14 protein-coding genes and 3 pseudogenes are annotated in these 14,543 nt (G+C 73.5%); 10 read left to right on the plus strand and 7 right to left on the minus strand.

Annotated elements, in window-relative coordinates:
• Positions 1–316 precede the first annotated feature (316 nt).
• From ACX25U_RS33595 to ACX25U_RS33625, 7 genes and pseudogenes are all read left to right on the plus strand, one after another.
• Positions 317–549: pseudogene (locus ACX25U_RS33595) on the plus strand (ArsR family transcriptional regulator).
• A gap of 69 nt (positions 550–618) precedes the next feature.
• Positions 619–1,584, plus strand: coding sequence for an SMP-30/gluconolactonase/LRE family protein (locus ACX25U_RS33600; RefSeq protein WP_454385644.1), 966 nt, complete (start codon positions 619–621; stop codon positions 1,582–1,584).
• Between the two features lie 89 nt (positions 1,585–1,673).
• A complete protein-coding gene (gene crcB, locus ACX25U_RS33605) occupies positions 1,674–2,135 on the plus strand; it encodes a fluoride efflux transporter CrcB (RefSeq protein ID WP_454385646.1) in 462 nt (153 codons plus the stop codon).
• Positions 2,132–2,497: a DUF190 domain-containing protein gene (locus ACX25U_RS33610; protein ID WP_454385648.1), complete on the plus strand. Its 366-nt coding sequence runs from the start codon at positions 2,132–2,134 to the stop codon at positions 2,495–2,497. Before crcB (ACX25U_RS33605) ends, ACX25U_RS33610 begins: the two co-directional genes overlap by 4 nt.
• Entirely contained in the window at positions 2,494–2,862 is a 369-nt protein-coding gene (gene crcB / locus ACX25U_RS33615) for a fluoride efflux transporter CrcB (RefSeq protein ID WP_454385650.1), read from the plus strand. Before ACX25U_RS33610 ends, crcB (ACX25U_RS33615) begins: the two co-directional genes overlap by 4 nt.
• A gap of 99 nt (positions 2,863–2,961) precedes the next feature.
• On the plus strand, positions 2,962–3,798 hold the full coding sequence (locus ACX25U_RS33620; RefSeq protein WP_454385652.1) for an undecaprenyl-diphosphate phosphatase: 837 nt from the start codon (positions 2,962–2,964) through the stop codon (positions 3,796–3,798).
• Positions 3,799–3,833: 35 nt separating this feature from the next.
• Entirely contained in the window at positions 3,834–4,766 is a 933-nt protein-coding gene (locus ACX25U_RS33625) for a glutaminase (protein WP_454385653.1), read from the plus strand.
• A gap of 17 nt (positions 4,767–4,783) precedes the next feature.
• On the opposite strand, the gene ACX25U_RS33630 is transcribed toward ACX25U_RS33625, so the two are convergent.
• Both ACX25U_RS33630 and rho read right to left on the minus strand, forming a co-directional pair.
• Positions 4,784–5,959, minus strand: a complete 1,176-nt coding sequence (locus ACX25U_RS33630) for a D-alanyl-D-alanine carboxypeptidase family protein (protein ID WP_454385655.1) — start codon at positions 5,957–5,959, stop codon at positions 4,784–4,786.
• 77 nt (positions 5,960–6,036) lie between these two features.
• Positions 6,037–7,296, minus strand: coding sequence for a transcription termination factor Rho (rho, locus tag ACX25U_RS33635; RefSeq protein WP_454385656.1), 1,260 nt, complete (start codon positions 7,294–7,296; stop codon positions 6,037–6,039).
• A gap of 229 nt (positions 7,297–7,525) precedes the next feature.
• Here rho and ACX25U_RS33640 point away from each other — a divergent pair, with 229 nt between their 5' ends.
• The gene (locus tag ACX25U_RS33640; protein WP_454385658.1) at positions 7,526–8,251 is read left to right on the plus strand and encodes a class I SAM-dependent methyltransferase; all 726 of its coding nucleotides are present in this window, start codon (positions 7,526–7,528) and stop codon (positions 8,249–8,251) included.
• A 31-nt stretch (positions 8,252–8,282) separates the two neighbouring features.
• Here ACX25U_RS33640 and ACX25U_RS33645 read toward each other — a convergent pair.
• The 4 genes and pseudogenes from ACX25U_RS33645 to ACX25U_RS33660 form a co-directional block, all read right to left on the minus strand.
• A pseudogene (locus ACX25U_RS33645) lies at positions 8,283–9,066 on the minus strand (winged helix-turn-helix domain-containing protein).
• 130 nt (positions 9,067–9,196) lie between these two features.
• A pseudogene (locus ACX25U_RS33650) lies at positions 9,197–9,974 on the minus strand (serine hydrolase domain-containing protein); the annotation flags it as partial.
• Positions 9,975–10,043: 69 nt separating this feature from the next.
• Positions 10,044–11,012 (minus strand): acetylxylan esterase, encoded by a 969-nt coding sequence (locus tag ACX25U_RS33655; protein ID WP_454385660.1) that lies wholly within the window; start codon positions 11,010–11,012, stop codon positions 10,044–10,046.
• A gap of 135 nt (positions 11,013–11,147) precedes the next feature.
• On the minus strand, positions 11,148–11,726 hold the full coding sequence (locus tag ACX25U_RS33660; RefSeq protein ID WP_454385662.1) for an Rv1733c family protein: 579 nt from the start codon (positions 11,724–11,726) through the stop codon (positions 11,148–11,150).
• A gap of 310 nt (positions 11,727–12,036) precedes the next feature.
• On the opposite strand from ACX25U_RS33660, the gene ACX25U_RS33665 reads away from it, so the two are divergent.
• Positions 12,037–12,882: a universal stress protein gene (locus ACX25U_RS33665; RefSeq protein ID WP_454385664.1), complete on the plus strand. Its 846-nt coding sequence runs from the start codon at positions 12,037–12,039 to the stop codon at positions 12,880–12,882.
• A gap of 32 nt (positions 12,883–12,914) precedes the next feature.
• On the opposite strand, the gene ACX25U_RS33670 is transcribed toward ACX25U_RS33665, so the two are convergent.
• On the minus strand, positions 12,915–13,418 hold the full coding sequence (locus tag ACX25U_RS33670; RefSeq protein WP_454385666.1) for a MarR family winged helix-turn-helix transcriptional regulator: 504 nt from the start codon (positions 13,416–13,418) through the stop codon (positions 12,915–12,917).
• Between the two features lie 312 nt (positions 13,419–13,730).
• Here ACX25U_RS33670 and ACX25U_RS33675 point away from each other — a divergent pair, with 312 nt between their 5' ends.
• The gene (locus ACX25U_RS33675; RefSeq protein WP_454385668.1) at positions 13,731–14,501 is read left to right on the plus strand and encodes a putative protein N(5)-glutamine methyltransferase; all 771 of its coding nucleotides are present in this window, start codon (positions 13,731–13,733) and stop codon (positions 14,499–14,501) included.
• The last annotated feature ends 42 nt before the right edge of the window (positions 14,502–14,543 follow it).

Consider the following 14,543-nt stretch of genomic DNA (forward strand, 5'->3'; position numbering starts at 1 on the left):
CGGGCGCCTTTCGCCACTCACCGCGCAGTACTTCCGCGACGGTCAGCCGGGCCGCCCGCCGGGTCCTCACCTCCCTCTGTCAGCACTTCGCCTCGCCGCGCAGCGACAGGGCGAAGCAGCCAACCCGAATCAGCCAAGGCATCCCACCCGGCAGCCGGGCCCTCACGTCTGCCACGTCCGCCCGGAGCCGGGGCCGTCCGGTACGTCCGGTACGTCCGGTACCGGACAAGGCCTGGCAGGTTCCGTACGTGACGGGTCGGGCCGCGGGACAGTGGGAAGCGTCAGGACGGGGAGGCCTCGACGACAGGAGGCGGTCATGCCGAGGAATTCCGCCGGCCGGACGCGCCCGCTCGTCCCGGAGCGGCTCGAGGGGCCGGCCGCGCACGTTCCCCGGCGGCGCCGCGACCCGCTGGGGAGGGCGCGACCGCGAAGGCCGTCGCGGCCGGCCTCGGCCTGCTGCGCACCCGCCGGATCGGGCGCCGTACGTACGATCGCCGTGACGAGGCCCGGATCGCCGAGGTGGCCCGGATGTTCGAGAAAGGCTGGTAATCGGCGGCCCGCGATGGCCCCCGGCTGCGAGGATGAACGGCCGTACGGCGTCGAAAGGGCAGACACCCGATGGACCGTCCCACGCCTCTCGTCCCCCGCGCGTACGTCGCGATCGGCGGCCGCGGCCCCGAAGACGTGGTCGCCGACGACCGCGGCCGGGTGCTCACCGGGGTGGAGGACGGCCGCATCCTGCGCCTGCACGGCCTGACGGATCCCTCCGGCGCCCGCGTCGAGGTGCTCGCCGACACCGGTGGCAGACCGCTGGGCCTCGAACTCCTCCCGGACGGCGAGCTGTTGGTGTGCGACGCCGAACGCGGCCTGCTGCACATCACGCCGGACGACGGCACCGTACGGGTCCTCGCCGACTCGGTGGCGGGGGAGCGGCTGCGGTTCTGCAGCAACGTCGTCGCCCTCTCCGACGGTACCGTGTACTTCACCGTCTCCACCCGCCGTTACCCTCTCCAGCAGTGGATCGGCGACATCGTCGAACACACCGGCACGGGACGGCTGCTGCGCCTCGCCCCGGGCAGCGACACCCCGGAAGTCCTCCTGGACGGGCTGCAGTTCGCCAACGGCCTCGCCGCCGACGCCGACGAGTCCTTCCTGATCGTCGCCGAGACGGGCGCCCGCCGCCTCGTCCGCTACCGGCTCACCGGCCCGCGTTCCGGCCTCGCCGAGCCCTTCGTCGAGAACCTCCCGGGCATGCCCGACAACATCTGGCGCGCGGGCAGGGAAGGCCCCGTCTGGGTCGCCCTGGCCGGCCCCCGCGTCCCCCCACTGGACCTGCTGCACCGAGCCGGCCCCACCCCCCGCCGCCTCGCCGCCCGCCTCGCCGTCCACGCCCCGTACCGCCCGCCCGGCACCGTCGCCGTCCTCGCCGTCACCGCCGAGGGCCGCATCACCCACCACCTCTCCCGCCGTCGCTCTCCCTACCGCATGCCCACCAGCGCCTGCACGACGAACGGCCACCTGATCCTCGGCAGCCTGTGGGAACGAGGGGTGGGGGTGTACGCCCTCCCCGGAGCGACGGGCTGAGCGATACGCCGCGCCGCCCCGGTGTGTGCGGTGGGGATCCGGCGGCGTTACGGTGTGTCCGGGCGCGGCCGAGTAGGAGACGTACGAGCATGACAGCCCCGGAAACCGAGGATCTGCGGGTGCCGACGAGGTCCGCGCGGCGGCGGGCCCGGCGGGCGCAGCTGCCGGTGGTCGCGGTGGTGGCGCTCGGCGGTGCGCTCGGGGCCACGGGTCGGTACGCGGTCTCGCGGTGGTGGCCGGCGCCGGCCGGGGGCTTTCCGTGGGCGATCTTCTCGGTCAATGCCGTCGGGTGCGCGGTGATCGGCGTCTTCATGGTGGTGATCACCGACGTGTGGGGCGCCCACCGCCTGGTCCGGCCGTTCTTCGGCACCGGTGTGCTCGGTGGCTTCACCACCTTCTCCACCTACGCGGTCGACATCCAGAAACTGGTGGACTCCGGCCACGTCCGCACCGGACTGGCCTACCTCGCCGCGACCCCGTGCGCGGCGCTCGCGGCGGTGTGGCTCGCCGTGACGGCGACCCGACGCGTTCTGCGGTGGAGGCAGCGATGACGAGGCTCACCGGCAGCGCCCTGCGCGTGACCGTCTTCATCGGCGAGAACGACACCTGGCACCACCGGCCCCTGTACTCGGAGATCGTGCACCGGGCCCACTCGGCCGGCCTGGCGGGCGCCAGCGTCTTCCGCGGCATCGAGGGGTTCGGCGCGTCCTCCCTGATCCACACCTCACGGCTGCTGTCGATGAGCGAGGACCTGCCGGTGGCGATCGTGATCGTCGACACCGAGGAGCGGGTGCGCGCGTTCCTGCCGCAGCTGGACGAACTGGTCGGCGAGGGACTGGTGATCCTCGACGACTGCGAGGTCATCCGGTACGTCGGCCGTGCGAAGGCGACGGACGCGAAGGGCGGTAAGTGAACTGGCTGCTGGTGGTGCTCGGGGCCGCCGTCGGGGCGCCCCTGCGCTATCTCACCGACCGCGCGGTGCAGTCCCGGCACGACTCGGTCTTCCCCTGGGGCACCTTCGTGGTCAACGTCGCGGGCTGTCTCGTCCTCGGCCTGCTCACCGGCGCCGTCGCGGCGGGAGCCGCCGGGCCGCGGCTGCAACTGCTGCTGGGGACCGGGCTGTGCGGGGCCCTGACGACGTACTCGACCTTCTCCTACGAGACCCTGCGGCTGACCGAGACCGGTGCCGGGCTCTACGCCGCCGCCAACGTCGTCGCCAGTGTGGTGGCGGGCCTCGGTGCCGCGTTCGCCGGGGTATGGATCGCCGGAAGCCTCTGACGATTGTCCAAAGCTTTCGGTGTCGGTCACCGGGCCTTCACCTGGACACCGTAAGAGTGTCCACACCACTGTCGATCAACATCCCCAGAACTGGATCCCATGAGCGTCATCTCCGTCGGTCAGGCCGTCGTTCTCGGAGTCGTCGAGGGGGTGACCGAGTTCCTCCCCGTCTCCTCCACCGGCCACCTGAAGATCACCCAGGGGCTCATGGGCATCCCTGTCGACGACAAGTCCGTCGTGGCGTTCTCCGCCGTCATCCAGGTCGGTGCCATCGCCGCCGTGTTCGTGTACTTCTTCAAGGACATCGTGCGGATTCTCTCCGCCTGGTTCCGGGGCCTGGCCAACAAGGAGGAGCGCTACCACCACGACTACAAGTTCGCCTGGTGGATCATCTACGCCACGATCCCCATCGTCATCGTGGGCCTTGCCGCGAAGCCCTTCATCGAGGGGCCGCTCGGCTCCCTGTGGGTGGTCGCCGGCTCGCTGATCGCCGGCAGTGGTGTGATGTGGTGCGCGGACCAGATGGGCCGGCACAAGCGCGGTGAGGACGACACCACCTTCAAGGACGCGATGCTGGTCGGCTCCTCGCAGATCCTCGCCCTGCTCTTCCCCGGCTTCTCCCGCTCCGGCGCCACCATGTCCACCGCGCTCATCCTGGACCTGGACCGCGTCGCCGCCACCCGGCTGTCCTTCTTCCTCGGTCTGCCGGCCCTGACCGGCGCCGGCATCTACGAACTCAAGGACGCGCTGGGCGCGAGCGTGGGCACCCTCCCGCTGATCGTCGGCACCCTCGTGTCCTTCGTGGTCGCCTACGCATCCATCGCCTGGCTGCTGAAGTTCGTCGCCAAGCACTCCTTCAACGCCTTCGTCATCTACCGGATCGTGATCGGTCTGCTGCTGTTCGGCCTGCTGGGCACGGGGGTCATCAACGCCTGAGTGTTCGCCGCCTGCCACGCCGGCCCGGAGGCAGAATGGTGATCATGACGTCGTCCCTGACCTACCTCCCGGTCCTGGAGCGCATCGCCGAGGAGATCGAGCGGACGCCCGGCCGTGGGCGTGCCGCCGACTACATCCCGGCGCTCGCGGCCCGCGACGCCCGCGCCTTCGGCATGGCCGTCGCGGAGCTGGACGGCACGGTGTACGGGGTGGGGGACTGGCGCGAGCCGTTCTCCACCCAGTCCGTCACCAAGGTCTTCACCCTCGCCCTCGACCTGGCCCGCGAGGGCGACGAACTGTGGGAGCACGTGGGCCGCGAGCCCTCCGGCAACCCCTTCAACTCCCTGGTCCAGCTGGAGTACGAGAACGGCATCCCGCGCAACCCGTTCGTCAACGCCGGCGCCCTGGTGGTCACCGACCGCCTGCAGACCCGTACCGGCGACGCGGCCGGCGAGCTGCTGCGCCTGCTGCGCGCCGAGAGCGGCAACCCGGACCTGGACTTCGACACCGAGGTCGCCGCGTCCGAGTCCGCGCACGGCGACCGCAACGCCGCCCTCGCCCATTTCATGGCGTCCTACGGCAACATCGACAACCCCGTGCCGGTCCTGCTGGACCAGTACTTCCGCCAGTGCTCGATCGCGGCCTCCTGTGCCGACCTCGCCCTGGCCACCACGTTCCTCGCCCGGCACGGCATACGGGCCGACGGCACCCGGCTGCTCAGCCGCCGTCAGGCCAAGCAGATCAACGCGATCATGCTGACCTGCGGGACGTACGACGCGGCCGGTGACTTCGCCTACCGGGTCGGGCTGCCCGGCAAGAGCGGCGTGGGCGGCGGCATCATCGCCGTCGTACCGGGCCGGTGCGCGCTGTGCGTGTGGAGCCCCGGCCTGGACGAGCGGGGCAACTCGGTGGCGGGCGTGGCGGCCCTGGACCGCTTCACGACACTCACCGGCTTGTCGGTGTTCTGAGTCCCGCTGCCGTCCGGTCAGTCGCGCGCGTACCGGCGGCCCGTGAACCCCAGGCCGAGCAGCAGGGCCCCGGCGCCCACACCGATCGCGCTCGCGATCGTGCCCGTCTCCGGCCAGTCCGACTCGGCGGGAGGAGGCGCCGCGGACCCCGCCGACACCACGACCGCCGCGTTGGCGTGCGACACCGGCCGCAGGGCGTCGAGCGAGCCGACCGGATCGACGTACCCGGCCGCGTCGAACCCCCAGTCCAGCAGCTCTCGCGCCTCCTCGTAGACGGTGTGCCCCTCGCCCCCCTGAGGGTTCATCACGGTCACGACGAGGGTGCGCCCGCCCTGACGGGCGGCGGCGACCAGCGTGTTGCCCGCGTTGCTGGTGTAGCCGTTCTTGATGCCGAGCAGCCCCGGATACGGCTTCACGTCGCCGGCACCGGTCAGCAGCCGGTTGGTGTTGGCGATCCGGTACGTCGTCCCGTCGTGGCCGGGAAAGGCGGCGTGGGCGGTGGAGCAGTACCGCGCGAAATCCGGGTTGCGCAGCCCGGCCCGGCCGAACACGGCCAGGTCGTACGCCGAGGACGCCTGCCCGTCGGCGTCGTACCCGTCGGGGGAGACGACCGTGGTGTCGAGGGCGCCCAGGGAACGGGCCTTGATCTGCATCTGCCGGGCCGTGTGGTCCCAGCCGCCGTTGAGCGCGGCCAGCACATGCACGGCGTCGTTGCCGGAGTTGAGGAACACCCCGCGCCACAGATCGGCCACCTTGTACGTATGGCCCTCGACGACCCCGACCAGGCTGCTGCCTTCGCCGATTCCCGCCAGCTCCTTCGCGTTGACGGTGTGCCGGACACCGGCGGGGAAGGCCGGCAGCACGGTCAGCGCGAACAGGGTCTTCAGCGTGCTGGCGGGCGGCAGTCTGCGATGCGCGTCGTGCGCGGCGAGCACCTCGCCGGTGTCGGCGTCGGCCACCAGCCAGGACAGCGCGGAGACGTCCGGCAGGTCCGGCGCCCGGTCGCGGAGCCGGACCTGTGTGCCCTCCTCCAGCAGGCCCGGCGGCGGCACCGCCGCCTTGCGCTGCCCCGGCGCGCTCGGGTCCACATGGGCCCGGCCCACGGCCGCGACCGGCGGTGCCAGTGCCAGAACGCCTGCCGCGCAGAGCGCGCAGGCCGACACGGCAGCTCGCGAGCGAAATCCGATCCTCATGCCGCAAACGTAGGGAGAGATCGGTGAAGGCGGGACGCTGCCGGGAGCCGAATGGGGCGCGTGAGCACCCGGATGCCCTAGTGCGTACCCGTGGGCATCGGCTGATCGGCGGGCAGCGTCGGCTGGACGCGGCGTACGAACGTGGCGTTGTCCGGCGTTGTGCGCAGCCGTTCCAGCAGCGTCTCCAGGCCGGCCTGCCCGTCGCGGGTGCGCAGGGCGCGGCGCAGGCCGCGGACCACCGTCAATTCGGCGGGCCTGAGGAGGAGTTCCTCGCGGCGGGTGCCGGAGGAGTCGAGGTCGACGGCCGGGAAGACCCGGCGGGAGGCGAGTTCGCGGCTGAGCCGGAGCTCCATGTTGCCGGTGCCCTTCAGCTCCTCGAAGAAGAAGTCGTCGGCGCGGGAGCCGGTCTCCACCAGCGCGGTGGCGAGGACGGTGAGCGAACCGCCCTCCTCGGCCAGGCGCGCGGCGCCGAACAGCCGCTTGGGCCCCCGCAGTGCGCCCGCGTCGACGCCGCCGCTGAGGGTGCGGCCACCGGCGGCGGCCGCGTTGTTGTGGGCCCGGCACAGCCGGGTCAGGGAGTCGAGGAGGACGACGACGTCCTCGCCGGCCTCGACGAGCCGCTTGGCCCGTTCGACGACGAGTTCGGCGAGCGCGATGTGCTGCCTGGGCGAGCGGTCGAAGGTGGAGGCGTACACCTCACCACGCACCGAGCGCCGCATGTCGGTGACCTCCTCCGGGCGCTCGTCCAGCAGCACCACCATCAGCCGGCACTCCGGGTGGTTGCCGGCCACAGCGGCCGCGACCTGCTGGAGCAGCACGGTCTTGCCGGTCTTGGGCGGCGCGACGACGAGTCCGCGCTGGCCCTTGCCGACGGGCGCGATCAGGTCGGTGACGCGGCCGGTGAGACCGGAGGCCGGGTGTTCGAGCAGCAGCCGTTCGCGCGGGTGCAGCGGCGTCAGGTCGTGGAAGTGGCGGCGGCCCCGGGCTTCGTCCGGGGTGCGGCCGCCCACGCGCGTGACCTCGGTGAGGGCGCGCTGCTGCCCGCGTACGCCCTCGACCACATCGCCCTTGCGCAGGCCAAGGCGGTGGATCAGCGCGGCGGAGAGCTGGGCGTCGGTGGGGGAGGGCAGGCAGTTCTCGCCGCGCAGATGGCCCTTCCCGCTCGCGTCGATGTCCAGGACACCGGTGACGATCCGGGCGGCCGGCGACGGCTGCTGCTGCCGTACCGGGGGGTGTTCGAGTGTGGTGGTCATGGGTGGGTGTCCTTTCGCGGACGATGGCACGGGGTGTGCGAGGAGAGGGAGGGAAGCCGCGACGGGGAGGCGTGAGGTACGCATCCGAGGCGGCGGAAGACACCGGCCCGGCCACGGCGCGAAGCGCCGCTCACGAGGCAGTGGAAGAAACCGGCGCGCCGACCCGAACGGTGGGCGGCTGGGCGCACTGGAGAAGAACCGCACCGACGCCCGCGACGGGGCGTACACAGGTGCTCACTGCAGTGTACCACCCAGAGGGGCGCCGACGCTCCACCTGAACGGCCCTCGCCCACAGGTGTCTAAGCTGACACGGGTGTTCACTCCCGAAGGTCCCACCCTGCGTGAGCTCGCCGTTCAGGCGCTGTCCTCCGTCGAGCGCGGCTACGACCTGCTCGCGCCGAAGTTCGACCACACCCCGTTCCGGACGCCGGATTCGGTGCTGGACGCCGTCGCGTCGGCTCTGGAGAGGATGGGGCCGTTCAGGGACGGACTCGATCTGTGCTGCGGCACGGGTGCCGGTGCCGAGGTGCTGGCCCGGGTGTGCCGGGAGAGTGTCACGGGGGTGGACTTCAGCGCCGGGATGCTGGCCGTGGCCCAGGAGCGCGCACCGGTCGCGGGTCCTCGGCTCGGCTGGGTGCGCGGGGACGCCCGGGCGCTGCCCTTCGCCGCCGCGTTCGATCTGGTCGTCAGCTTCGGCGCGCTCGGGCACTTTCTGCCGGAGGAGCTGCCCGGGCTGTTCGACCGGGTTCACTCGGTGCTGCGGCCCGGCGGCCTGTTCGCCTTTCCGGTGTCCGCTCCGCCGAGCCCCCGCTCGACGGCGTTCTGGACGCTGCTCGGCTTCGACGCGGTGATGCGGGTGCGCAACGCCGTGTGGCGGCCGCCGTTCGTCATGTACTACCGCGCCTTCCGGTTCGGCGACGTGCGGCGGGAGCTGGAGCGGGCCGGCTTCCGGGTGGAGCTGTACGCGCTGGAGGAGTTCGGCCGGCGCGCCGACGGCAGCCCGCGGGCCCGGATGATCGCGGCCCGCAGGCTGCCCTGACGGCCCGGCCCTTCGCCCGAAGGGCAGCGGTTCAGACGGCCGCCGGCAGGGTGAACTCGTAGACGAGCGCGTCCTGTCCGGCGTCCGCGAGCAGGTCGGTGACCTCCAGGGAGCGTGCGTACTGGTCGTGGACGCGCCGGGTCACGCGTACGGAGGGGGCGTCCGCGAGCCGGGTGATCGTGTCGCGGTGGTGCAGGCTCAGCCCGGCCTGCCGCATCCAGTCGTAGGTCCGCCGCAGCTGAGCGGCGCCGGAGCTGTCGGCGCGGTCGCGGATGGGGGCCCCACGCCGTTGAGGCAGTGGGGGAGGGCCAGCTCCGCCACCTCGGCGAGGGCCACGGCGGAGAAGGATGTCACCGCCGTGCGCAGGCCGGTGCCGTCGGCCGCCACGGACTGCCGGCGGTGCACCAGGGTCGGCCGGTGCGGGGCGAGCCCCAGGGCCGTGACGTGTTCCTCCGGGGGCGCCTCCCAGGTCACCGTGGCCCGGTCGCGGGCGTCCGGGGCGGCGGCGCGGGCGCCGGCCGGGAAGGTCAGGCAGGAGGGCGCCTCGACCGGCGGCCCGGTCAGCGCGGCGTGGCTGCCCCGCCGGTCGGTGGCGACCAGTCCGTCACGGCGCAGCACCTCCAGCGCCTGCCGCACGGTCTCCCGGCTGGCCCGGAAGCGTGCGGCCAACTGCCGTTCGCCCGGCAGCCGTCCACCGGGCGAAATGGTGCCGTCGCGCAGCTCGCCGAGCAGTTCGGTGGCGATTCTCCGGTACAGCGGCCGTTCCTCGGTCGTCCCTTTCGTCGTCGGGTGCTCGTGGGGGTGGTGCGGGCCATGCCGCGCCTCCTGTTGGTGACGTAAGGTAGCCGCATGGACTCATTGCGCCACCACATCTAGCATTGGTCTAAACCAGCAGGGAAGGGCGGCCCGGCGGTTCGGCCGAAACCCGCCCGCCCCCATCACCGGTCACAGCGCGCTGTACAGAGCCTCCACCGGGGCCGTCTTCCGCGGATCGTCGGCGATATGAGGCCCCATCCGGTTCATCGCACAGCCCGGCGACACCCCTGCCTCCGGGTCCGCCGGTCCGCAGGAGCCGCCGGAGCCGTCGTGTCCGAAAGCCCGCGGGTTGGGGTCGTAGGAGCCGTTCGGGCCGCTGAGCCGCAGGCCGAGCCCGGCCTCGGTCTCCCGCTCGCACCCGGCGCCGAGCACCAGATCGCGGCAGCTGCCCGGCCCCTCGCGGACCCGCTCGGCCGCCTCGGGCGACAGCGTGCGGCGGCCGTCGTGCGTCCCGCGCCCGGCGAGGGCGCCGTACAGCGCGGCGACGGCCCGCGCGGTGCCGTGACCGTTCGCGGCGGGGATCTCGGCGGCCCGCCGGCCGGGGGTGTTCGCCTGGGCGGCGCCCACGACCGGATCGGCCGGCGCCGCGATGGCCGCGGGCGCCAACCGGGCGAGGACGGCCGCCTGTTCGCTGCTCCTCGCGGCCGGCCGCGCACAGGTCGGCTCCCAGTCGTAGAGGTCGGCGAGCGAGTGCGGCTGACGCGGACCGGACAGCCCCGCCCGGTGCGACAGCAGGTGCCGGATCGGGACCTTCCCCTGCCCGCCGCGGCGAACTCCGGCCAGTACGCGGCGACCGGCGCGTCGAAGCCGGCAAGTCCCCGGTCGGCGAGGATGGGCGCGCCGCGTCGGCCCGGCCGCCCCGCAGGTCCACCACCGTCTCGCCGTCCACGGTGACGGCCGCCGCGGCGCGGTCCGGACCCCCTGAACATGCCGACTGGTCGGGCTGGAGGGAAGGCGCCCGGCGCGTCCGGCTCCCTCAGGCGTACGACCGCAGCCAGCGCAGCTTGACCGCCTCCTGGTAGGGGCCGCCGCCCTCGTGGTCGTTGAAGTCGTACACCTCGATCGTCTTGTCGCCGTGCGCCCAGGCGTTGAACGCCGCGAACACGGTGGAGGGCGGGCAGGTCTGGTCCTCCAGGGCCGCCGAGAACAGGGCCGGGGCGCGGCCGCGGGCGGCGAAGTGCACCCCGTCGAAGTACGACAGCGTGCGCAGCGTCTCCTCGGTGCGGCCGCGGTGGGTCCTGAGGTAGAGGCCGATCTCCCGGTACGGGTGGCGGTCGGTCAGCGTCGCCGCGCGCGGGTAGTCGCACAGGAACGGCACGTCCGGCGCGATCGCGACCAGGTCCGGCACCAGGCCGCCCACGGCGATCGTGATGCCGCCGCCCTGGCTCGCGCCGATCGCCGCGGTGCGGCCCGCGTCGGTCAACGGGTGCGAGCGCGCCGCCTCGACGGCCCGTACCGCGTCGGTGAACACCCGGCGGTAGTAGTAGTTCTCCGGCGCGTCCAGGCCACGGGTCATGAAGCCGGGGTACGCCGGCGCGCCGCCCACCGGGTCGGGGGTGCCGCCCCCGCCGCCCCAGGCGCTGCCCTGCCCGCGCGTGTCCATCACGAAGTGCGCCCGGCCCGTCGACGCCCACAGCAGGTGCTCGTGCGGCAGTCCGCGCCCGCCGCCGTAGCCGACGAACTCCACGACCAGCGGCAGCGGCGCGTCGACCTGGGCGGGCAGGGTCAGCCAGCCCTTGACCGGGTGGCCGCCGAACCCGGCGAAGGTCACGTCGTACACCTTCACCGTCGTCAGTCCCGTGTCCACCAGGTCGAACCGGGTGTCCGGATCGTGCTCGCGGGCTTCCTGAAGGGTCTTGGACCAGAAGGCGTCGAAGTCCTCCGGCTCGGCGGACGCGCTGCGGTACTCACGGAGTTCGTCGAGCGGAAGGTCGAACAGGGCCATCAACTACCGCCTTTGCGGAGAGACTGCGGACGAACAGACCGTACGGCTGCGGTCGAACGCTCCGCCAGAGCCTCTCGCCGGCGGTGGGCGCGTCCGAGTCCCCGGCCCCGGCACCTGTGTCACCGGCCGGCCGTGTCATGCCCGGCCGCGGGTCCACTGCGGGCCGGTGCGGGCCCATTCCCGCCCCCACTCCTCCATCCGGCGGCGCAGGCAGACCCTGCGGACGACGAAGCGGGTGAGGAGGACGGCGGTGGCGGCGACTGCCGCGGCACAGGCGCCCAAGGCGACGGTGTGCTGCCAGACCGTGGTCTCGTCCGGCGGCGCGGAAACCGCGTGGCCACGGGAGTCGACCCACACGGGGACGGTGTCACCGCGCCGTGTTCCGGTCGGCACGAGGGCCACGTCGGTGCGCGGCGCCCGGCCCGGCTCGGTCCAGCGGACCGTCACCGGACAGGTGTGCCGCCCGCCGTTTGGTACGGCGGGCGGCCTCTGGGGCGGCCGGCCGACGACCTCGGCGTGCACGCGGTGGCGGTCGGCACGCTGGGCCGTCTGGGCCGCGCGCGTCTCGTCGTGGGCCCACCGGGCGGTGAACGCCCCGAGCAGGGGCGCCCCCAGGAACAGCAGGACCGCGAAGAGCACCGCCGTCCACGTCTCCACGACGTCCGACCTGCGCCGCAGCGGATTGTGGCGCCGCCCGCGCACCCGGGTTCGCATGCCGACCTCCCTGTGAGCGTCCGAGCCGCTCTTCTACCCGCCGGCAGGCATCGCTCACCCGGCAGCCGACGGCGAGCGTGCGCCGGGTGACTGATCCGTAAGCCCTGTGGAACCCGTCCTCCACGCCGCCCGGCAGCGGGGCGGTCCCGCGCCCGGCACCACCGAGGAGCCCCATGACGAAGGACCCGGTCGCAGCGCGACACGCCGACCGTGGGGGAGTGGGCGTTCCCTGGCCAAGCCCCCGGGCCGGCCGCGGTGAAACAGGCCGGCGGGCGCGGGTGGCGGCCACCGGCGCCCGGAGGCGGTGGCCGTGAACCAGTGCACCCGCAGCGTCACCGCGGGCGTCGACGGCTCCCGGGCCGGGCAGGACGCCGCCGCCTGGGCCGCCCGCGAGGCCCGGCGCCGCGGACTGCCGCTGCGCCTGCTGTACGCCGGGGCGGACCTCGTCCTGGAGCGGGCCGCCGAGGAACTGGCGTGCGCGTACCCGCACGTGGAGATCATCGGCACCCGTGCGCGTGAACCCGCGGTCGCGGCGCTGCTCGCCGCGGCGGCCGAGACCGAGCTGCTGGTGCTGGGCACCCGGGGCTTCACCGGGTTCGCCGGGTTCCCGGTCGGCTCGGTCGCACTCGCCGCGGCGGCCCGCGCGCCCTGCCCGGTGGTACTGGTCCGCTCGGGGGAGCGGCCCGAGGACGAACGCGACCTCGTCCCCGGTACCCCGCCCGGCGAGACGCCCTACCTGCCCGTCGTGCTGGGCATCGACCTGGAGCGGCCGGCCGAGGCACTCGTCGGCCACGCCTTCCTCGCTGCCACCGCCCGCCCCGCCACGCTGCGCGTCGTGCACACCTGGACGCTGCCGTATCCGGACCAGGACGCACCGGCCGGACTCGCCTCCCCCGTGGAAACCGCCACCGAGGAGAAGACCCGCAAGCGCCTGCTCGCCGCGTGGCTGCGGCCGTGGCAGCGCAGGTTTCCCAAGGTCGCGGTCGAGATCGAGGTCGTCCTGGGCCGTCCCGTGCAGCAACTCCTCAAGACGTGCACCCGGGCCGGTCTGCTGGTCATCGGACGCGGCAGCGGCCCCGACCGGGGCCTGGGCGAGGTCGCCCACTCCCTGCTCCACCACGCCACCTGCCCGGTGGCAGTGGTCCCGCACGAGTGACCGTGGACGACGGGCGTGGTCACCGGGGTGCGTCAGGCGTTGTCCTGGTTCCGTCCGTGCCAGGCGTTGTAACGGGTGAGGTAGGCGGCGAAGCGCTGCAGGTCGTCCTCGGGCCAGTCCGCCAGACGCTCGCGGAAGGCCGCGCGGCGGCTCTCGGTGACCTGGGCGAGGATCCGCCGGCCGGCGGCCGTCAGGTGGAGCACCTGGACGCGGAGGTCGTCGGGGTCGGGGCGTCGCTCGATCAGGCCAACCCGTTCCAGGGCGGACACCTGCCGGCTGACCGTGGACTTGTCCAGCGCGTAGTGCGCGGCCAGGTCGGTGGCCCGGCAGCGGCCGCTCTCCTCCAGGTGCCCGAGCAGCGTGTACGACACCAGCGACAGCTCCGGGTGCATGCGTCCCGCCGAGGCCCGGGCCCGGCGGGCGAAGATCGTCATCTCGCGCTGGATGGTCTCGACGGCCGCGTCCTCGACGGCCGCGTCCTCGACGGTACGGTCCCGGATGGCACCGGTCTCGTGCGGCTCTGCGGCTGCGGTCACGGACACACCTCCCCTGCTCTCCTGGTTGCATAATACAACTGGATGCGGGAGGGGGCCGCCGAGGAGGGGGGCCGAAGAGACCGTCGGGGTCCGAAGAGACCGTCGGGGTCCGGACGTTGGGGTAGGGTGGCCCGCGGCCGTGGACGGTCCCGGTCGCAGGAAGCCGAGGAGGTGAGACCCATTACCGCAGTGTCAGGTCGGGTGCTCCCACCTCGAAACGGCGCGGATCGCCGTCGGTAGGTGACCGCGGGAGCGCCCTTCGGCTCCCGAAAGGTCTCGGCCTCCGTGCCCGTATCTCCCGTATCTCCCGCCTTGCCCTCGCGTGCCCAGGTCGTCGCCGCGCTGCGCGCCGCCGGCTGCGTATTCGCCGAGGAGGAAGCCGAGTTGCTCCTCGCCGGCGCCCGGGCACCGGACGAGCTCGCCGCCCTGGTGGACCGGCGCGTCGCCGGACTGCCCCTCGAACAGGTCCTGGGCTGGGCGGAGTTCCACGGCCTGCGGATCGCCGTGGAACCGGGCGTCTTCGTACCGCGGCGCCGGACCGAGTTCCTGGTCGACCAGGCGGTGGCCCAGGCTCCGGACGCGTCCGTCGTCGTGGACCTGTGCTGCGGCTCGGGCGCGGTGGGCGCGGCGCTGGCCGCCGCGCTCGGCCCGCTGGAACTGCACGCCGCCGACATCGACCCGGCCGCGGTGCGCTGCGCCCGGCGCAACGTCACCCTCGTGAACGGCGCGGTCCACACCGGCGACCTGTTCGCGGCGCTCCCCGGGAAACTGCGTGGCCGCATCGACATCCTCGCCGCCAACGTCCCCTACGTCCCCACCCGCGAGGTCGGCCTCCTCCCGCCCGAGGCCCGCGACCACGAATCGCTCGTCGCCCTCGACGGCGGCGCCGACGGCCTCGACGTCCTGCGCCGCGTAGCCGCCGAGGCCCCCGCCTGGCTCGCCCCCGGCGGCTGCCTCCTCGCCGAGACGAGTGAACGCCAGGCCCCGGAAGCCCTGGCCGTCTTCACTCGAGCCGGCCTGACGGCACGCCTGGCGGTCTCGGAGGACCTCTGCGCGAACGTCGTCGTGGGGACCAGGCGGTAGACCGCGCCGCAGAGGCGGTTCGAGGCCGTCGTGCCGCTTCCC

The organism is Streptomyces sp. JNUCC 63, assembly GCF_054366325.1.